This is a genomic window from Paenibacillus rhizophilus (genome assembly GCF_003854965.1).
GTDB lineage: Bacteria > Bacillota > Bacilli > Paenibacillales > Paenibacillaceae > Paenibacillus_AQ > Paenibacillus_AQ rhizophilus.
This window is the reverse complement of sequence record NZ_RQPI01000001.1, coordinates 733,796-753,083: the sequence shown is the minus strand read 5'-3', so window position 1 is coordinate 753,083 and position 19,288 is coordinate 733,796. Positions and strand designations below refer to the sequence as shown.

Below are 19,288 nucleotides of genomic sequence, written 5' to 3'. Positions count from 1 at the left end.
TCAGCGATTCGGATCAGCTTTCCTTACCCGTAGCGCCTTTGTAATGATGCGTATGCGGTCTCATACCATTTACCGTCGTAACTCCTTCGAAGTAATGGATATGCCCGCCACCCGGAACATCAATTGCCGGACCTGTTACCCCTTGGATGACATGAGTATGCCCCTGGTTTACCGACGTCATGGTAAAATAACGATGAACATGAGGGACACCTGTTGGAGCAGGCTCGGTAACACCCGCATATTGATGTACATGTCCATCATCATAAGACGTCACACCCGAAAAAGGGTGAACGTGATAAACGGGGCGACCGTCCCAAGAAGTAATGTAAACATCATGGGAATGCTCGTTGCAAGATTCCCTTCGGTTAAGAAAGTATCCTTTAACAGGAATTTTGTTCAAAGTAGCAACTCCTTTTAAGTGGTCTGGTAGTAAATTATGTCAATCGACCTATTAATGTCATAGGCATTCGTTGAACATTAGGCTTATAGGTCGCTTGAATTCGCAGACTCCCCCAAGCGTGTGGAGATCCATTCGTTATTTTAAAAACAACTCCTCACTTCCGATTTGGAAATGGGGAGTTGTCTTTTGGATTACAGCTTTAACCGGAGATCGGCCGTGAAAAAAAGCCGGTAAATCAGCACACTCAGCAGCATGCTCGTAATCGCGGCGGATGCGGTGAAGGAAAAAACAATCAGAATTTGATACCGTACGGCGATGATTGGATTCGCTCCGGCGATAATCATCCCGGTCATCATCCCCGGAAGCTGCACAAGGCCCACGGTTTTCATGCCATCAATCGTAGGAATCATGCTGAATTTCACAGCCCTTGCCCTGACCTCCTGCATCGCCTGCTGGGCCGTTGCGCCAAGCGACAGCAGCGTCTCGATCTCTCCCTTGCTGCGCCTGATTTCCTGCTTGATCTGATTGATGAACAGCCCGGATACCACCATCGCGTTCCCAATGGTCATGCCGCTGATCGGAATAATATACTGCGGCGTAGCCTTGACGATATGCAGACCGAGGAGAATGCCCATCATCATGATCTCCGAAGCGGTAACGGCTAGCGCAATTCTCCAGACCAATCCTGGCAGTCCCTTCCCTCTTTTGGCCGCGTTCCATGAGGCTACGCAAATCATCGTGAAAATAATGATGAGAATAAATACGATATGTCCCGTATGAAAAATAAACTGCAGCACATATCCAACCGCCAGAAGCTGAACCGCTGAACGTATGGTACCAATCGCAATGTCCTTCTCCAGTCCAAGCTTTTGCCAAATCGAGACCAGCATAGTCCCTATTACAAAAAGCAGAGTGAAACTGAGTGCGGTTAATGTCATAGTTACAGGCTTCCTTTCACGGGCTGAATAAATTTTTGCGCCAATACCGCAACAGGCTCAGCAAAAAAGGAGTCGCTGCTGTGATCCTGCAGTTCTCCCCTCCCCATCACCCATGTTCTGTTGCTGATTCTGCGGGCTTGCTCCAGATCATGAGTAACCCATATCAACAAGGTTTCCTCTTTAAGGTGCCAATCCATCAGAAGCTCTTCTACCTTTTGTGTACTATTTATATCAAGAGAAGCCGTAATTTCATCCAGTAGAAGAATACGCGGCCGGAGCAGCAATGATCGGATCAGGGATATCCGCTGCTTTTCTCCTCCTGAACAATCTGCTGCTTGTTTACCAAGATCCAAATAGTCCAGTCCAAGCTGTTTCAAGAGCTGTGCCGCAAGTACTGAATCATAGGCCAGACCATGCAGTTTGCTTACCATACGCAAGTTATCCTCCACACTGCCGGGCAGCATAACCGCTTGCTGTGCAACATAGGATACCCCCATTCTCCATAGACGCACATTCGTATTTTTATATGAAGCTCCGTCGAGAAGCAGGTCGCCTTCGTCCGGCGTGTCCAGCAGAGCCAATATCCTCAGCAGTGTACTTTTTCCTTGTCCTGAAGCGCCGATAAGAGCAATCCGCTCCGGCTCGGTGATTTCAGCCGAAAGTTGCGAGAATATATACTTGGAAGCCTGATCTCCGTTATCCCAATTATGTTTAGCTAAGTTATGTATTTCGAATAAAGCACTCACTTATAATCCTCCTATTTCCAGCGATAACTATTGATCTTCATAATTATAGCATTCCTTTACCTGCTGAACGTGACTGATCGAAGAAGCTTTAAACACACGATCAAATTGGATTCGCTCCCCTTGCTCAATAGTAAAACTGATATTTCCGCAATCCATCATCTTACCGTAATAAATCGATACATTTTCAAGTTCAGCAAGTTGGCTTTTATGATAAGCAAGTTGTGAAATCTTCAAGCTGTCGGAGCTTTCTATATTTTTAAGGAGCTTGACCTTTCCTCAATCGCAGATTGCTGTCTTTGCTCCATGGCTTTGGAGCGTTTCATCATTTTTTCAGCCTTGTGACCAATATACCCTTTATCCACCTTGGAACCGGAATTTCTGGTACCGTTTTTCGTTTTTTCGACTTCGTGCGACCAGCTGCCCGTTCGTTTGGAAGAATCCGACAAGCGTTTTATATCCTTTCTTAGCTTATCGTTCGCTGCAAGCTCGTAGTTATCTTGTCTCTGTTTATTTTCCCACCAATCGGAGAAATTACCTTTTTGAATGTCTACGTTGGTCTTATTGATTGAAAGTATGTGATCGACGCAGTTATCAAGAAATGATCTGTCATGGGACACCAGAATAAATCCGCTTTTGGCACCCAGATAATCACTGACAAGTCTTCTTGCATTCATGTCTAGATGATTAGTGGGTTCGTCAATTAACAGAAAGCTATTTTCCTTAAGAAATAATGCAGCCAGCAACACTTTCGTTTGCTCTCCGCTCGACAAAGAATCAAAGGGCCCGATATAACACACCCTCGGAAACCTGCAGCAATGAGAGTTCACGCATTAATTTCCAGTGAAGATAGTCCGGAACAATTTCGTTGATTACATCAAGGGTATTATTTTCCTTGTTCTCGACATATAAAGGGAAATATTTAAATTGGACAGCCGAAATACTTCCGCTGTATTCATATTTACCGAGCAATAAGTTTAAAAATGTTGTCTTGCCTCTTCCGTTTCTTCCCGTAAATCCTAATTTCCATTCAGTGTCGATTTGAAAACTTACGTTTTCAAATATGTTATCGTAGCTGCCCTCATAGGCAAACGTCAAATTTGAAACATTTATTAATGACATGCAAATATCCTCCTGTATGTTAAAAATATAAAAGCTACAAGAAAGTTACCTTCTTGTAGCTCAAATAAATACAGCAAATCCAACCCGCTGCGGAGTCAGATAAGGATATTGTTTGAGTGAAAAGATATCCTGGACGATCTAAACGGCCTAATTCAACGTTTTTTTCTTACACGAATCCATTGGACCAGCAGAAATATGATGGCGATCAGCAAAATTGCGCAAATTAATAAGGTTTTGATATAGCCGCCTACCTGCAGTAAGGAATCGCTTTGGAAAGAAAGCGCTGATATGCTCATACACATTAAACCCATTCCTATAAAAAATACGGCAATCAGCCACTCTATTTTTTTCATGTGCTTTCCTCCCCAAAGTCTGATTGCAGGACAAACCGAATTTCAAATCGGGTGCCTTCTCCTATTTTACTGGAAACTTGGATTTTCCCTTCTTGTAGTTCTACCAATTTCCTCACTATAGATAATCCTAGTCCAGTGCCTCCAAATTGACGGGAGCGGGACTTTTCCACTCTATAAAACCGTTCAAAAATATAGGGAAGCTCATCCGCGGGAATCCCCATTCCGGTATCCTCTACAATAAATGTTACAGAAGCGGCTTCATATAGCAAATTTACCTTAATGCCTCCCCGCTCTGTATAACGAATGGCATTTTCAAGCAGGTTCAGTACAATCTGCTCCATCCGTTTGCGATCTGCCCATACGCATGAGGCCGCGCCGGATTGCTGAATTGAAAGACTCAGATTTTTTTGTTTGGCCTTCAGTTCAACCTTCCTGACCGCGTGCTTAGAGAGTTCCGACAAATCAACCCATTCAAAGACAAGTGTAATTCTTCCTTCTTCCATTTTGGCCAGGTCAAACAAATCATCGACCAGATGCTGAAGCCGGACCGATTCTTCGTAGATAATATCCAGGTATTGATGTTTCTCCGCTTCGGTCTCGTACAACCCGTCTTTGACCACCCGGGAATAACCCTCCAGATAAGTGATCGGCGTCCGCAGCTCATGGGATATATTTGCAAAAAATTCCTGCCGCGTATCCCGGTAACGCTGAAGATCAACCGCCAGATCATTGATTGCTTCGGCCAAGGCGCCCATTTCGTCCCTGCTTTTAAGCTCCAGTCTCGTTTCAAGCTCACCGGCGGCAATGTTGCGGGTCGCCTTTTGCATTTGCAGAAGCGGACGGGATAAAAATTGAGCGATAATCCACGTGATCCCAAGGGCCAGCAAAAATGCGCCCAATCCGGAGAGGATGAGTAAATTTCGCACGCCGGACAACGATTTCTCCATCTGTTCGGTAGAAGACATGACATAAAGGGCGGAAGCAACAGCCCCTCCTTCATGAATGGGCTGCCCCGATACAAAATAACGGTGTCCTGCCGCATCCTCATACAGTAAGTTCACCTTTTTTCCGGCAAAAATCTTATACAGGTCAGAGACCCGGATAAAGGTTCGGTCCGATGAATCGTGGACTCCCGAATGAAGGATGACCTCTCCATTTTTGCGGATATTGAAAATACTTACATTGGAGAACTCGGCAAAAGTCTTCATTGTCTGCTCTGACGTTGCATCTGTAGAGTCCGCCATTAGCGCAAAGTGGGAAGTAATCTCCTCCGTGTCGGTCTGCATGCGGGCATAATAATAGTTAGTAAACATACGGTCAATGGTGAATCCCAGAAATACCAACACGATCAAGAACACGCTGATAATAATCAAGCCAAGTTTAAATCCGATCCGGTTGCTTCTCACTCTTGTTCTCCGGAAACAAAAAACTTATAGCCCACTCCCCATACCGTTTGAATGGGATTGTAAGTCATCCCAGCCTTCTGGAGTTTTTCACGTATATTCTTGATATGGGTATCCACCACCCGGATTTCGCCCTCATAATCATATCCCCATAACCGTTCAACGAGCTCTTCCCTGCTGAAGGCGCGCTGCCTGCTTTGGGATAACAGAGCCAGCAGATCGAACTCCTTCGGTGTAAAATCCACCAGTTCCTCTTGAATGCGAATCTCCCGCGCATCGGGGAATATGGTCATTTGCGGGAATTCAAGCACCCACTGCTGAGGCAGCGAAGTCTGTGTAATCGTTGATCGGCGGATTAACGAATATATTCGGGCCAGGAGCTCTTCCGAATCAAACGGCTTTGTTAAATAATCGTCCGCACCTATACCCAAACCATGGATTTTATCCTTAGTTTCCGTTCGCGCCGTCAGCATTAATATCGGAACCGTTTCGGTTTCTCTGATCTCCTTGCATACTTGCCAGCCATCCATATCAGGCATCATGACATCAAGTAAAATAATATCGAAGGAATGCTTCCTGATCATGGATAACGCCTCCAGTCCTGTAGCCGCCTCCTTAATCTGGAATCCCTCCTTCATCAAATAAATCCGGAGCAGGTTCCTCATATTCCATTCATCATCTACGATTAACACATGAAGCTTCGACACAATGCCCACCTTCTTTATTCTCTGAGTTTTAAATTAATATTTGGATCGTTCGTTTGCTGAGTGTTTCTTGTTTCGCATCAATAGGGGCATTAATACTAGATGGGAAAGGGGACAAAGCAGAAGCAGGCCGTAGGTCAGTATATTACCGGACGCTCCTTTCACGGAATTAGCAATAAGCAAAACGGCTACCAGAACAATCGGGACGATACAGCATAATTTCATCATTAAGATATATTTCTTGCTCTTTCCTTGATCATCATTGTTGTTACCGTTATGTTGGCTTCCATGGTTATGATTTCCGCAGCAGCTCATCACGAATACCTCTCTTTTCTCTATAGGATTTCAAGCTCTGTATTTCTTTGTGGAACTTTATAGTCTTATTGTAAGGAAGGATTATGGAGAAAATATGTTGAAAGGTTGAGGTTAAAAAAACAAGCTGACGATCCGTTGGTTACGGTGCCAGCTTGTTCATAATTGAGTTCTGGTTTTATTAATGGCCTGCGTGCGGATTGCCGCCGGAAGCAGGCGAAATTTCCAGCATATCATCGATTTCACTTTGTACGCCGTTTGAAATGGTCGAGGTATCGCCTGTGATCCAAGCGTGGTTGTATGGTCCTTCTGCCGGCGAATCCTGGAATTTCGGTTGAAGATCCATTGTGTATTCCATGACGGAATCCGGCAAGCCGTCCTTATTGGTAAAAATCAACGGGGCATGTTTGCCCAAGTGTGAGAACGGAGCCGCAGCAATGGCAAGCAGGGTGGCATCCTGAGTCAAGAACGACAGGTTATGTCCAGGCGTGGTGATTCCCCAGCCAAACTGAGTATTCTTGTCTTTAAACTGAGCAAAGGCAATCGAGTTTGCGTACGGATCATCACCGGAAATACGGGTAACCGTTCCATAGGATTTCAATTCATTTTCCACGTTAGAAGAAACAGCGGATTCTGGTCCGATTAGATAAATAACCGCATTGCCTCCGCGTTCCTTTAATGCCTCCACGGTCGGTGCAGGAACTTCGTCCTTCGTAACGTATAGCAGAGGTTCAGGCATATGGGCAATCCAATTCACCGCAGGCAGCGTATATTCCGGGCTGTCCATAGATCCAACCACAACGGCCTGCGGCAGTTCGCCCGCAACTTTGGCATAATACGTATCAATCGCTTGGGCTACGGCGGCCGGCTCTTCACCTTCAATCTTGTCCGTCTTCATATCCAGACCTTTTAACTGTTCTTCAACACTTGCAGAAACAGGACCGACAATCACGATTTGGATGTTGTCATTGCTCTCTGCGCCTAGCGGCTTCAAACGTTTTAATTCCTCCAGCGTGGCTTCGGGGACTTTATCCTTCTCGAAGAAAAGAACCGGGCCATTGCTCGGATGGTGAATCAAATCGGTGCTCACGGCTGCAATTTGCCAGTTGCTTACATCCGTCAACACAACGCTTGCCGGTCTGTTGCTTTCGGATACCGCTGTCCAGAGCGTGCGGGAGACCAGAACAGCCGCTTCAACCGGATCGGATGTATTAATCCGCGTTGTATTTTTAGTGCCTACCCAAGGAACAGCAACGGATGATTTATTGGTGTCTTCAGCCGCCGGTTCAGCCGCTTTGTTCCCGATTTGGCAGCCGGCCAGGACTGCACTTAATACTAAAGTGATACTAACAACCGCTAAACCTTTTATCATCATTTTCCCTCCATTTTGAAATGTTAAATTAATGCCACTTTACCTTAAAAATATGTAGAAATTATGTGGAATCAATTTGTAATAATAATGATTATTAGGTTGGAGTTAAGATCGAAAAAGTCAGGCATGCACTTTAACCCAAGGCACATACGATACTATATAAACAAGCAGGGGGTTGCACTCATGTTCAACTGGATTATCGCAGCTATTTTTTACGGTTTTTTTGCTTGCTGGTCGTTTGGTTTTATTCATCGCTTCCGTTCCGCCGTTACTGGCAATATTGCAATGATCTCGCCTATGGTTATCGGGATGGTTGTCGGCTTTGGCAGCGGGACGATCATTGGCGCCGGATTCTCATCAAACCTATTCCTGTCATTGTTGATCAGTGTGCTAACAGGCATTCTTGCCGGAGGGATAACCGGCTCAATAATCCATATCGGAGCATTTCTAAACGGGGCATTATCCGGCATGATGGCCGGTTTGATGGGGGCGATGCTCATTGTTATGCTGCCTTCGTCCGAGTGGAATCGAGTAATCTTTATTTTTATGGTCGTCGGCGGTTTCCTCCAATTTGTTCATACCCTTATGCTCCAAGGTCAAATCGAGGAATCTGTTCTGAAACGCTCCGCTTGGATCTTTCGTTCTCCATCCCTTATGTTTCTGGCAATCACTGCTTTAATTATTCTTTACTCCGTCTACAACTCAACCGGCACTTTGGTTCCTAACCCTAAGCATCCAAGCCATACTATGATGAATATGAAATAATTACCACCAGATTGGACCCGCTCGTCTATTTTTATACCTCTACTAAAAATCTACATAGATTCAACATATTTATTTGGTAAATTAAGTATAAAAATTAGTGAAAATTCTGGACAAGGAGATGAACAATCATGTTTTTCGAAAAAAGGTTTAAGCATGGAGGGTTATTAAATGATCAATAATTCTTTATTTGCAGATTCCATTGCCTTTGTCCTTCTCCTATTCATTCTTCTTACCTTGGCAACGATTACTTTGGGAATATTGAGGTTTGTCCATTTGTATGCCATTGCATCAAGCCGAAACCATCCGCCCCGTCTCTCTTCTGAAATCATAATCCCGCCTCAAAACCGCCATATTGAGCAAAGCGAAAGCAGCAGCCTTGCACTCGACTATGTAAAGCGGAACTTTTTCAATGACACTGCCATCACTTTGGAAAACAAGCATTAGGACAGGCTAATAAGGGAGGAAATTGACATGAGTATCAGACAGGCCGCGGTAGATATCGGCAACGATGCGTTAAAAGCCTATGTTCAAGGGCTGGATCAGGAGGTTTATATTCCAAATGTTATCGCCGAAATCGGCCCATCCCGTGATATAGTGGAATTCGAAAAGCATCCCCTGGACGGTCTCCATGTGGAGATTCTCTCTAATGCGCTTAAGCGCGGGCAAGGAATTTATGCTGTCGGTAATCTGGCCGGAGGATATAACCATAATGACGAACTCACAACGGTTAGTGAAAAGTCGGAGTCCGATCAGCCCGTGGTTATGCTGCTGACTGCATTGGCTTATGATGCCGCTCAAGCATTGAGTGAAAAGGATGGAGTTATCAAAGCTACATATTATCTTTCAACGGGGCTGCCTTTAAGTGAAGCTAAACGGGGAAAGCGCAAAACCTTTAAAGCAAAACTAAAGGACAATACTCATGAAGTGCGATTCAAGACCACTCCGGAAATCGGCGGAAAAGTGATAAGATTGAAGTTCGAAGAAGTGCTGGTTAATATTGAAGGTCATGTCGCGTTAATTGATCTGACGACGAATGATGACGGAACGGTCCGTAATGAGGACCTGACGCGGATGACCGTGCTTATTAATGATATTGGCGGGCTGTCAACCGATGCAGCTATTATTCATGAGGACGGGACCGTGGACAATTTTTATTCGGACGGAATTAAAGAGGGAGTTTCCCCCTATCTGGATGAAATTATCGAACGGGTCCAGCACGAAATCGGATACCGGTTCTTGAACAGACAACAATTAGTCGAAGTAATTACTTCAGCAAACAAAGAGGAACGAAATTTCATCTGGTTCAGAGGGAAACGGATAAGCATCCAGTCTATTGTGGATGAAGTATTGGTCAAGATCGCCCGTGAAGAATATAAATTGATCCGGAGCTCTTGGAACAAGGTTCCAAGTATCCGCGTTTCCTATCAAATCGGCGGAGGTTCCTTGCTGCTTAAACCTTACCTTGAGAAGATCAATGAACATGAAGAGGGTTATCCGCTTCGCTTTGTCGGAACGAAGGATTCAATATGGATGATTGCAAGGGCATATTACAAATTACTGTCTGTCTACCTTCAATATAAAAATGAACAAGTGTCTGCCACAACAAAGTAGGTGGTCATAAATGGGTTCTTCCTCACCGCAATCCCATACGATAATCATTACTTTGCCTGATAATACTCCGCAGACGATTCTGGCCTATTTGGAACAATTAAAACAATCAGGCGAAAGAACATTCAGCAATAAAATTACGCAGTTGTTGATCGAATCGCTAAATCAGGCATGCCTTAAGGAAAAACCGCATGTAGTACTTCCGTTGCCGGAGCATCTTACCGAGGAACAGCAGGATTGGTTCAATCACCCTTTCACCAAGCAATTGTTAATGAACTGGATTTCGCAATTAACCAGCGGCATGCCGTCCTTTTCTTCTTCCAATGGCTTATCCAATGGCTTAGCAGCATCCCTAACACAGCCTGAAATAAGTGAGGTCCCTCTGAATACAGAAACGGATATTACGGCGTCACAATCTAACCATGATTCCTTTCGGATCAGTACTTCTTACCATAACAAACTCGTTGGATTCTTTCTTGACGAGGATTAGGAGGAATCATGAAGCATGAAAACAAATGGATCAGACATTATTAGAAAACGATATGACCGGATATCGCGAATCTTTGATGTAATGGAACGGATGATCAAAAAAGAATGGCGGGCCGACTTACTCGGTAGTGTGGACGGTGAGGTATTGGAGGTAGGCGTTGGGACCGGGGCCAATTTGTCTTATTATCCACCACATGCAGCGGGTGTTACCGGTATTGATTTTAGCCCGGGCATGCTACGTTATGCCAAACAAAAAGCACTCCACGCTCCATTTCCGGTAACCCTCTTGGAGATGGACGCCCAGCATATGGATTTCCCCGACAATTCTTTTGATTATGTGATTGCGACCTGTGTCTTTTGTTCTGTGCCGGATCCTGTAGCCGGCTTAATGGAAATCCGAAGAGTGTGCAAGCCGGACGGGAAAGTGCTTCTGTTAGAGCATATGCGCAGCGAGCAGCCTTTTGCAGGAATATTAATGGACCTGCTCAATCCGATCACAGTCAGAATTTCAGGGGCTAACATCAACCGCAGAACATTGCAAAATATTGAAAAAGCGGGTTTTAGCATCGAGGAAAATGTACCCTTAATGGGTTCCATCGTCCGCAGACTCGTGTTAACCCCCAATAAACGTGCGAAATAATGCACTAATTGAAAAAAAGATATGGCTATCCCAATGTCGCTTGTGGCGGCTTTCGGGATAGCCATTTTTTCCCATTATCTATTCCGGTTTGTTCGCTGCATTAGAAGGAGGAGTATAACCCGATTTAAAATCGGTGTAAGTCAATTGTTGCGCCATTCCTCCCGCAGCATGGTGAAGCTCATGACAGTGGATCATCCAGTTTCCGGGATTATCGGCCTTAAAGGCGATGACGATCTTATCACCGGGTTTAACCATAACGGTATCCTTCATGATCGCACTTTCTACTTTAATCCCGTTTTTCTCAAGGACTTGGAAAAAGTGGCCGTGTACATGCATCGGATGATCCACCGTACCTTGATTCTCAAACGTCAGCTTTACATAATCGCCGGTTTTCACCTGAAGAGCCGGGAGTTCTGAAAAGACTTTATCGTTGATCGTATACACTTGCCCATTCCCGTTCATCTTGGAATTCAACACGGCAGTATACTCCAGTGCAAACTTTTGGACTTTGCTTAATTCAGACTCGGCTGGCTTGCCGTAATTATAAAGATCAAACGCGGTTAATTGATCGTGCTGCACTTCCATTTCTTCGCCCTTACTTCCCGATACCTTAACCGGTATAACCAACTGATCGTTATATTTATTGTCGTCATGCGCTTCAATTGCATAATCCTTTGGCGAGTTGATTTTCAACTCGATGTCATAACGTTCTCCGGGAGCGATGTTAACGATCTCATCCTTGACCACGGCAGGCTCCGCTATTTCCTGTCCGTCCGTACTTACTACCCGGAACTCTCCGGGAATGTGGATTCCATGGGAACGATATCCGGCGTTAATAAAACGCAAGCGGACGGTATCTCCTAAATTAGCCTCAAGAGATTTTATCAATGATCCCGACTTGCCGTTTACCGTATAAATATTATACATGGAAGCCATCATTTCTTCATCGCTCATGCTTCCCGATCCGTGAGCGCCGTGAGCGTCTCCGCCTTCCTTCATCCATTCATCCAGGATTAATGTATAGTCTTTATCCGGCTGTTCGGATTGTTCCGGCTCCACAATGAGAGCGCCGTAGAGTCCCTTGTCGACCTGTTCCGAGCTTTCCTGGTGAGAATGATACCAATACGTTCCCGCCACATCGGCTGTGAACCCGTAGGTATAGGTTTCGCCAGGCTTCACCGCATCTTGTGTAATCCCGGGAACACCGTCTGAACCTGCGGTTACAGGATAACCGTGCCAATGAATAGTGACGGGTACTTGAAGTTCATTTTTCAGCGTAACCCGAACAAAATCTCCTTGCGTAACCCGGATTTCTTGACCGGGCACAGTACCATTGTATGTCCAGACCGCTTGGGTCACGCCGGATGCTAATTCCCAATTACTTTCCATGGCTGTCAAGGTAAAACCTTTTACAGGCTGCCCGGATTTAGGATGCGGTAAAGTCGCCTGCTCCTCTTGGACAGTACCCGCAGTTGCTTCAGGAGAGGGAGAAGGACTAGGGGGAATCGCTTCCCCCATACTGTCAGCAGTACCCGCACCCGCAGTTCCATGAGAACTATGGTTCATTTGATGATTGGTTGCGCCAGTATCCACTTCATTTACACTATCAATAGTAGTTGAATCTTTGGAAGCCGAGGTATTACTTATAAAGATACCGGCTGCCGTCCCGCCAATAATCAATGCCAAGAAAAACAGCCATACAAGACTTTTATTGCTCAAGCCCCATTCCTCCTACATCATTCCCATTCCGCCGCCGCTGCTGCTATTCATATTGTTGTCATTGCCGCCGTTATTCATGTTGCTGCTGCCGCTGCCCATATTCATCATGTCCATGTCATCCATCATGCCGCCTCCCATGCTGCCCATGCCGCTAGAGTTGCCCATGCCGCCGGGGGTCCCCATGCTGCCTCCCATGCTGCCCGGGTTCATACCCGGGTTCATATTGGATTGCCCGCCGCCCATGTACTGCTGCTGCATCTGCATCATTTCCTGCTGCAGTTGGTTCATACGCTGCATCATCTCATTCATTTGATCCATCGGTACGGCACCGTTTATTGTGCCCTGCATCGAAGCGCCGACTCCTGCAGTCCCGTTAACATGGGCGTTATGCTGATTATTCGTTGACGTAGTGGTATTTGTGTTTGAGGGACTCGTTAAATTAAGTAAAATTACAGAGATAATCAAACCGACAAACGAGAAAATTGCCAATTTCATCCAACCATTCGTTTTCATTAGGGAAATCCCTCCAATTAAGCTTGTTGTATTACTTCCTTTTTGTTTGCTTGCAACAGTAATATAGCCGTACGTTTTTTTTAACAGATAATAAATGGTAAACAGCAAACCAACGACGAGAAGAATCAGCAGGGATGCCATATACAAGTTTCCAAAGGCTCCAAGAGCATTCATTTTGAGTTCCTCCATTTGACGGGCTTCGGCCATACAATGGCAAGAAATAAGGCCCCTGCTATAATGATTGGCAGTGTAAACACAAGAAGTGCTGTTGTTATAAGATGCATAGCATACAGTTTTCCTTCTTGGTCATGATGCCCGGCATGCTCGCCATTGCCTGATGATTCTTCCGGACTGTCCATTGTACCGAGAGTGAACAAATCCGGTACGGTTGCATAACCCAGAGTCTCATTGCTCATCATGTCAGCCATTGAAGCATCCATTTGGGCCGCATTTTCTGCTTTATTGCTCCAGGAAAGGGCCAGCACAAGTATGACGATGATTGCAAACACGGAGCTGAGCTGCCAGAACGGCCGTTTTTGTTTATTGAACATGGGTTACACCTTTCCTCTGCACCGTACGTAGACGCCGCCTGCAATGCTAATGGCTAATAGAGGAAATGCGAATTGAACGCTCTCAAACAATAACCTTTGCACATTTGCGTCTTCTTTCACTTGCATGGACAATCCCATCAGGGAGGTTTCCATGGCCTTCATCATACCCATCATGAAACTCATGCTCTCTTGTTCGGTCGGCCCAAAGCGAAACATCGAGATCAATATGGCGGCAAAGACAAAGAAGAATGAAGTCGTAACAAACCAGATCAACAACATAAACCATTTTTTCTGCATCCACATGACGAAGGCCCTCCCTTCTTTGATTATCTTCCTCTTTGTGCCTTTTTCTTGGGCCACTTTAATGCGTGGGTCTTCATATAGATGTGCCAGATCACGCTCGCTACCGCCAGGTAAGTCAATTTTTCATGAATCCATAGTGTAAAAGCCGTTGCCGCGTGGTTACTATCCATGAAGAGCCAGATAATCGCTCCGGTAATAATAAAAGTCAGAGTGGTAATGAAGGTAAAGAGTCCATAACCGGATGGACCGAATACAAGCCATGGCTTTTTGGTCTTATCCCGTCTCAGGATACGGATGATTTCGTAGATGATGACAATCAGGGTCAGCAGGACATATACAACCGCCGCCAAGCGGTGCACGACATCCGCCGTTGCAATATCATACTGCATCACCCAACCATACTTCGCTCCCGCCATTGCAATTCCGCTAAGAGCCAAGATGGAGAACACAAGCGCCCATAGCCAGTGAAGGATAAAATCAAACTTCATTGCCCGCATCAACCTCAATCCGTTTTAGTCTTTGTTTGTTTCCGGTTCATCCGGACTGGTCTTGTCGGTATGAGGTTTCTCCTCAATTGGATTGGATTTCAATTCGTTTCCTGCTGCAAGTACAGCCCCATTGGAAGAAGCGACAGGGGTTTTATTGATATTTTGCTTCACATAACTGTACAAGGAAGCGATCAAAGCTACTACAAAAAGAATGGTCAACAGTTTTACAAAGAAGGTCAATATTCCCGAGACGCTCCAAGAGGATACAATCCCCATTCGGTTCGGATTAAATCCGCCATTCATCAAAATGCCCAGCAGATACAAAACGATGATTACGCCAACAAACGTAGCAGCAAGGATAAATATGGTTTTTAACATCGGATCATTGCTAATGACCTGTTTTCCTTTGTTGTAGGACTCTTTGAAATACGCGTTTTTAAGCCAAACGGCTATTCCAACAATAAGGCTTATGATCAAAGCGACCAACAGTAATTGAGTCACAGTGGAAAGAATTCCGCTGATAACACTCCCTGTGCCTCCGTAAGTCCCCATATCCACCGAGCCTTGAACACTTCCGGACATATCCATATCCATCATTTCTTGTTTCTCCTCCTTCTAAATTTAAATGTTTTCTTCCGTGTTAGCCGGTTCAGGTCTCGATACAACCAAGCTTCGGATCATTCCGATTAACCCGACCACCAACAAGACAATGAACAATACGGAAATCGTCGTCATGAGCCCTGGAATTTGAATGCCTCTAACGCTAAACCCATTGGATTGGTTTGGGGAAACCGTACTGGATGCTTCCGCGGCAGAAAGATTCCGAGCCTGTACAACGGTTTGCTCAATTTCATTATTGACCCACCGGTTCAGGCTTTCCATTTCCATAACCGTTTGCGCCATCTGATAAATGGCCTTGTTCGTTTCCCGGATATCGCCAGGCCCGCTATAATCTGCTGCCGGAGCTTCAGAATCGTTGGACAGGAATAAATCCTTGGCATTATTCAGCTTGATGTAAACGTTGTTAAGCGTTGTTTGGCTCTGAACCAGCAGATTATAGCGGCTTACATAAGTCTGATAGGTTGGAGCGGCCGATTCAGTCAATCCGGACTGAGCTTCCACCGTTTGATTCAGCTGATTTACCAGATATACACTCTCGGACATGAGGTATATGCCTCTCTTAAAGTTCGGAACCTGTACCGGACTTTGCACACCGGTCTGACCGCCAGTTCCACCTGATTCGTTGTTACTGTAAGTTGCCGTGCTTGCCGGAACAGTATAAGGGTAATCCGACATCAAATCCGACATCTGCTTAACCGATTCATTGGCGCTCGATACTTTCTTCTGCAGCTCATCAATAGGATTCACTTTCATACTTGAAGATGTCTCCGATTGCTGCATGGCAGAGTGCTGGGTGTGTGCGTTGGTTTCATTTGCGGACGTTCCAAAGTTATTCCATGATAGCAGACCGCTCTTTGAAGCGAACCATCCGATATATCCAAGGCTGGATAAAATAATGATGATGAGAACGAAACCGATAATGCTGCGAATTGCTTTCAAAACATACTCACCTCCTTTATGAAGAGTATCGATGACTTTGCCCGTAGCTCAAGAATAGCAATTCACTTTGGGGAAAGTATGAAGAAACCATGAGGAAAGCATGTTTTTTCAAGATAAATAAAACGCACAGCCCCTGCCGATATTCCGCATTATAATTCGGAGTATGGTTTTTTAAGTCTCATGATGGAGGAACTAATGGAACATGGAATCGAATATCGAACAGCTTATTAAGGAATATAAATCGGATCCGGAATCCGTGTATCATACATGGTTTCTAAATAACAACGATCGCTTAAAGGCTTTTCGCACCATAAAAAACGGATTAATCGACGTGATAAAAGCCATTGAGTCAAGGACATTCGGAAATGATTTTAAAGGTTCTCCGCTTGAATTCGTATTGGCGGCGATCTGTGAGCAGAAGCAAGTCTTTGAAGGAGCGGCTCACGCCTTTTACTGGAAGCCGAAGATGCGTATCCCTGATATTTACGAAAATGAAGAGCATCAGCTCGCTTTTGGAAGGTTCTTAAAGTCCGTTTCCCAGACAACCCAGGAAAAAACGGTCCTGACGGAGATATTGAACTTGGACAGCTTACAAATCAAAGGGCTGGGACCGGCAGTAGCCAATATCCTATATTTTCTTCATCCTACCTTGTTTCCGCCGTTCAATACAGCGATAGTCAATGGGTTCAACCTGTTGCTTGGGCGCAAGATCAAGCTTGGATCATGGCCGGCTTATTTGGAGATGCGGGCAGAGCTGATGGAAATGAATGAAGCCCACCGCTCGGCTTTCTCCAAAGACTTGGGGGCGATTGCAGGGTTCATGTTTGAAATCGGATCAGGCCGAATCATCATTAGCGAAAATGCGGAGAAATACCTGAAGATGGAAGCTGCCAAGCGTGAAAAAACCAAACTCAAGAGGCATTTGGACGTAACCAACGATATTAAAGAGAAAAATGAACACAGTGAGATGCAGTATCATCTGGCCAGACTCGGAAATGCGTTGGGTTACCGGGTGTGGATCGCACAGAACGATCACAAACGCAAATGGAACCACCATGTTCTTGGAGAGTTTTCAGTCTCTTCCCTGCCGCCGTTGAACGTTCCGAAATCCGTGGCTGAGACGATATCCTTCATCGACGTGATCTGGCTGGATGACAGGAACAATATCAAATCCGCTTTTGAAGTTGAAAAAAGCACCTCCATCTACTCGGGGATTCTAAGATTGCATGATTTATCGTTGTCGCTCGGAAATCAGGATTCCCGGCTTTACCTGATTTGCCCCGATAACCGGGAAAAAGAAGTCCAGGCTCAGCTGCTTCGCCCTTCCCTTCAGCAGGAGAGCGTCCATCGCATTTCCTACATTTTGTTTTCCGATCTTCGCTGTGATTGTGACGCCATGTGCAAATATGGAAGTTCTTCTGATGTTCTCGATCGCATATCCAAAAATTGCGGCATCCTGTAGCATAGCGTCCCCTCAAAAAAAGAACGGTCCAAAGGCGATTTGCGCTTTGAACCGTTCCTGTTTTTCCGCCCAACCAATAACGCAATCGACGCCTACCGGATCACCGTCTTGCTTCCAGCGAGCGATTATAGGTGATGATCTGTTCGATCGCTTCAGCGACGGAGTTAGTCACATGAGCCGCTTTCTTTTTGACGTCCGGATGGCCTCCCTTCATCGCAAAGCTATGGTCCGTCAGGGCAAACATGGACAGATCATTGAAAGAATCTCCGATGCATGCGACTTCATTCCGGCTCAGTCCCAGCTCCTGCATGATGAAGGATAGTCCCGCTCCTTTGCTCACATTTAACGGCATGACGTCAAGGCAGTCGTTAGCCGAAATGAAGGATTCGATCCGGCCTTCGAACTGATCCTGCAATTTGTCTTTTAGAAGAATTAACTGATCAATTTCTCCAAAAAAAGAATACTTGCAGCTCATGATTTCCCCGTTCTTCAAAGCATCCGCCAAATCTCCGCGCTCAGAGCAAGCGGTTAAAATGCGGGATTCATAGGGAAGCGTCGCCTCCGTTCGATTCTCTGTATAAAAGGAGTCGTCCGTACAGTGAATAAAGTTTACAAAATGATTCTGCCTGGAAGAAAAATGAAGGATCTGTGATGAGACTTCCGGTTCAAAAAAATAGTTAGCCACAAGTTCCTTATCCTTTTTGTAAATGGTTGCGCCATTCTGGCTGACCGCAAAATACCGGCCGTGAAATTCCTGCATGAGCAGCTTGATTTCCGAGTGCATTCTCCCGGACGCAATGCAAAATTCAAACCCTTCATGAAACGCAAGCTTCACCGCCTCCCAGTCGCTATCCGTGATTCTGAGCGAATGATTCAGTAAAGTACCGTCCAAATCGGAAACAATCAGCTTAATCATCGTTATCCTCCTCCGAGACCGTTAATAATTCCACCTGGAATTCTTTTAGTTTCTCCATCATTTCTTCGCTTGGCTTGCGGTCGGTGATCAACAGATCAATGACATCCAGTCCGGCTATTCTAAAAAACATCGGGTCATCAAACTTGGTGTGATCAGCCAGGACAATTACCTGCTTCGCCCGTTTAATCATTTCACGCTTGACTACGCCATCCTCCTCATAAGGGTAGGTCAAACCGTCGGAAGTAATTCCGCATGCGCCAAGAAACAATTTATCAACCTGGTAATCAGCCAATTTATCGATCGTAGATTGGCCATACAGAAAACGATGCTGGCGGTTTAACTCACCTCCAAGCAAATAGGTTCTGACCGAATTTTTTCTGGAAAGCACATCCGCGATATCAATCGAATTCGTAACGACAACAATATTTTCGGATGCAATATTTTCCGCAGCGTACTGAACGGTGGTGGAGGCATCCATTAGAATACAATCTCCATTTTTGATAAGGGAAGCTGCGAAAAGTCCAATTTCACGTTTTTCACTGGATTCTCTGCCCAAGCGTTCTTTATACTCGTAGACCTCCTTGTGTTTTTTGGGGGGTAAAACGGCTCCGCCGTGCGTACGAAGAATAAGTCCAAGCTCTTCCATCTTTAACAGATCACGGCGTGCCGTATCGCGGGATACGTCGAACTGTTGGCAAATTTCTTTGATATCAATTCGTTGATGTTGATTTAAATAATCGGTAATGGCATTGATCCGCTCTTCCTGAAACATGCTCCATGTCTCCTTAACTATTCCTTAATCCGTCCTTATGTAAGTCATTTTACATCATACTATAAGTCATTACAATTATTTATCGTCTTTTATGCATCATTAATTCAACTTAAGAATTTGTACCCTTAAAATAAAAAAAATCCGCGCCCTGCGCG

Annotated in this window: 22 protein-coding genes and 1 pseudogene; 6 read left to right on the top strand and 17 right to left on the bottom strand. The window is 45.2% G+C overall.

The window, feature by feature from the left end; genetic code table 11:
• Positions 1 to 13: 13 nt before the first annotated feature.
• From EH198_RS03585 to EH198_RS03545, 8 genes and pseudogenes are all read right to left on the bottom strand, one after another.
• Positions 14 to 400, bottom strand: coding sequence for a YmaF family protein (locus EH198_RS03585; protein ID WP_124694157.1), 387 nt, complete (start codon positions 398 to 400; stop codon positions 14 to 16).
• A gap of 191 nt (positions 401 to 591) precedes the next feature.
• Positions 592 to 1,338: an ABC transporter permease gene (locus tag EH198_RS03580; RefSeq protein ID WP_124694156.1), complete on the bottom strand. Its 747-nt coding sequence runs from the start codon at positions 1,336 to 1,338 to the stop codon at positions 592 to 594.
• Between the two features lie 2 nt (positions 1,339 to 1,340).
• Positions 1,341 to 2,084 carry an ABC transporter ATP-binding protein gene (locus EH198_RS03575; protein WP_124694155.1) on the bottom strand — a complete coding sequence of 248 codons (744 nt, stop codon included), beginning with the start codon at positions 2,082 to 2,084 and terminating at the stop codon, positions 1,341 to 1,343.
• 108 nt (positions 2,085 to 2,192) lie between these two features.
• Positions 2,193 to 3,203, bottom strand: a pseudogene (locus EH198_RS03570) (ATP-binding cassette domain-containing protein); the annotation flags it as partial.
• A 152-nt stretch (positions 3,204 to 3,355) separates the two neighbouring features.
• On the bottom strand, positions 3,356 to 3,556 hold the full coding sequence (locus tag EH198_RS03565) for a hypothetical protein (RefSeq protein WP_124694154.1): 201 nt from the start codon (positions 3,554 to 3,556) through the stop codon (positions 3,356 to 3,358).
• Positions 3,553 to 4,962 (bottom strand): sensor histidine kinase, encoded by a 1,410-nt coding sequence (locus EH198_RS03560; RefSeq protein ID WP_124694153.1) that lies wholly within the window; start codon positions 4,960 to 4,962, stop codon positions 3,553 to 3,555. Before EH198_RS03560 ends, EH198_RS03565 begins: the two co-directional genes overlap by 4 nt.
• Positions 4,959 to 5,666, bottom strand: coding sequence for a response regulator transcription factor (locus tag EH198_RS03555; protein ID WP_185702733.1), 708 nt, complete (start codon positions 5,664 to 5,666; stop codon positions 4,959 to 4,961). The genes EH198_RS03560 and EH198_RS03555 overlap by 4 nt, the downstream gene beginning before the upstream one ends.
• Before the next feature lie 490 nt (positions 5,667 to 6,156).
• On the bottom strand, positions 6,157 to 7,347 hold the full coding sequence (locus EH198_RS03545; protein ID WP_124694151.1) for a cell wall-binding repeat-containing protein: 1,191 nt from the start codon (positions 7,345 to 7,347) through the stop codon (positions 6,157 to 6,159).
• A 183-nt stretch (positions 7,348 to 7,530) separates the two neighbouring features.
• Between EH198_RS03545 and EH198_RS03540 the strand changes: the two genes are divergently transcribed.
• The 5 genes from EH198_RS03540 to EH198_RS03520 all read left to right on the top strand — a co-directional run bounded on the left by EH198_RS03540 (position 7,531) and on the right by EH198_RS03520 (position 10,849).
• Complete coding sequence (locus EH198_RS03540) at positions 7,531 to 8,112, top strand: hypothetical protein (protein ID WP_124694150.1); 582 nt, start codon at positions 7,531 to 7,533, stop codon at positions 8,110 to 8,112.
• A gap of 168 nt (positions 8,113 to 8,280) precedes the next feature.
• A complete protein-coding gene (locus EH198_RS03535; RefSeq protein WP_124694149.1) occupies positions 8,281 to 8,556 on the top strand; it encodes a hypothetical protein in 276 nt (91 codons plus the stop codon).
• Positions 8,557 to 8,583: 27 nt separating this feature from the next.
• The gene (locus EH198_RS03530) at positions 8,584 to 9,723 is read left to right on the top strand and encodes a ParM/StbA family protein (RefSeq protein ID WP_124694148.1); all 1,140 of its coding nucleotides are present in this window, start codon (positions 8,584 to 8,586) and stop codon (positions 9,721 to 9,723) included.
• Positions 9,724 to 9,733: 10 nt separating this feature from the next.
• Positions 9,734 to 10,210, top strand: a complete 477-nt coding sequence (locus tag EH198_RS03525; protein ID WP_124694147.1) for a hypothetical protein — start codon at positions 9,734 to 9,736, stop codon at positions 10,208 to 10,210.
• 15 nt (positions 10,211 to 10,225) lie between these two features.
• Entirely contained in the window at positions 10,226 to 10,849 is a 624-nt protein-coding gene (locus EH198_RS03520) for a class I SAM-dependent methyltransferase (protein WP_124694146.1), read from the top strand.
• Between the two features lie 78 nt (positions 10,850 to 10,927).
• Here the strand turns inward: EH198_RS03520 and EH198_RS03515 are convergent, their stop codons facing one another.
• The 7 genes from EH198_RS03515 to EH198_RS03485 are packed head-to-tail and all read right to left on the bottom strand — an operon-like array spanning position 10,928 to position 15,983.
• The gene (locus EH198_RS03515) at positions 10,928 to 12,568 is read right to left on the bottom strand and encodes a multicopper oxidase family protein (protein ID WP_124694145.1); all 1,641 of its coding nucleotides are present in this window, start codon (positions 12,566 to 12,568) and stop codon (positions 10,928 to 10,930) included.
• A 12-nt stretch (positions 12,569 to 12,580) separates the two neighbouring features.
• On the bottom strand, positions 12,581 to 13,270 hold the full coding sequence (locus tag EH198_RS03510; RefSeq protein ID WP_124694144.1) for a hypothetical protein: 690 nt from the start codon (positions 13,268 to 13,270) through the stop codon (positions 12,581 to 12,583).
• The gene (locus tag EH198_RS03505; RefSeq protein WP_124694143.1) at positions 13,252 to 13,632 is read right to left on the bottom strand and encodes a hypothetical protein; all 381 of its coding nucleotides are present in this window, start codon (positions 13,630 to 13,632) and stop codon (positions 13,252 to 13,254) included. The genes EH198_RS03510 and EH198_RS03505 overlap by 19 nt, the downstream gene beginning before the upstream one ends.
• A 3-nt stretch (positions 13,633 to 13,635) precedes the next feature.
• Positions 13,636 to 13,935, bottom strand: coding sequence for a hypothetical protein (locus EH198_RS03500; protein ID WP_124694142.1), 300 nt, complete (start codon positions 13,933 to 13,935; stop codon positions 13,636 to 13,638).
• Between the two features lie 23 nt (positions 13,936 to 13,958).
• Positions 13,959 to 14,423: a cytochrome b/b6 domain-containing protein gene (locus tag EH198_RS03495; protein ID WP_185702732.1), complete on the bottom strand. Its 465-nt coding sequence runs from the start codon at positions 14,421 to 14,423 to the stop codon at positions 13,959 to 13,961.
• 24 nt (positions 14,424 to 14,447) lie between these two features.
• Positions 14,448 to 15,020, bottom strand: coding sequence for a hypothetical protein (locus tag EH198_RS03490; RefSeq protein WP_124694140.1), 573 nt, complete (start codon positions 15,018 to 15,020; stop codon positions 14,448 to 14,450).
• Between the two features lie 24 nt (positions 15,021 to 15,044).
• Positions 15,045 to 15,983 (bottom strand): hypothetical protein, encoded by a 939-nt coding sequence (locus EH198_RS03485; protein WP_124694139.1) that lies wholly within the window; start codon positions 15,981 to 15,983, stop codon positions 15,045 to 15,047.
• Between the two features lie 331 nt (positions 15,984 to 16,314).
• Here EH198_RS03485 and EH198_RS03480 point away from each other — a divergent pair, with 331 nt between their 5' ends.
• Positions 16,315 to 17,445 carry a hypothetical protein gene (locus EH198_RS03480; protein ID WP_246014076.1) on the top strand — a complete coding sequence of 377 codons (1,131 nt, stop codon included), beginning with the start codon at positions 16,315 to 16,317 and terminating at the stop codon, positions 17,443 to 17,445.
• Between the two features lie 100 nt (positions 17,446 to 17,545).
• Here EH198_RS03480 and EH198_RS03475 read toward each other — a convergent pair whose 3' ends face one another.
• Positions 17,546 to 18,361, bottom strand: a complete 816-nt coding sequence (locus tag EH198_RS03475) for a Cof-type HAD-IIB family hydrolase (RefSeq protein ID WP_124694137.1) — start codon at positions 18,359 to 18,361, stop codon at positions 17,546 to 17,548.
• Complete coding sequence (locus EH198_RS03470) at positions 18,354 to 19,133, bottom strand: DeoR/GlpR family DNA-binding transcription regulator (RefSeq protein ID WP_124694136.1); 780 nt, start codon at positions 19,131 to 19,133, stop codon at positions 18,354 to 18,356. Before EH198_RS03470 ends, EH198_RS03475 begins: the two co-directional genes overlap by 8 nt.
• Between the last annotated feature and the right edge of the window lie 155 nt (positions 19,134 to 19,288).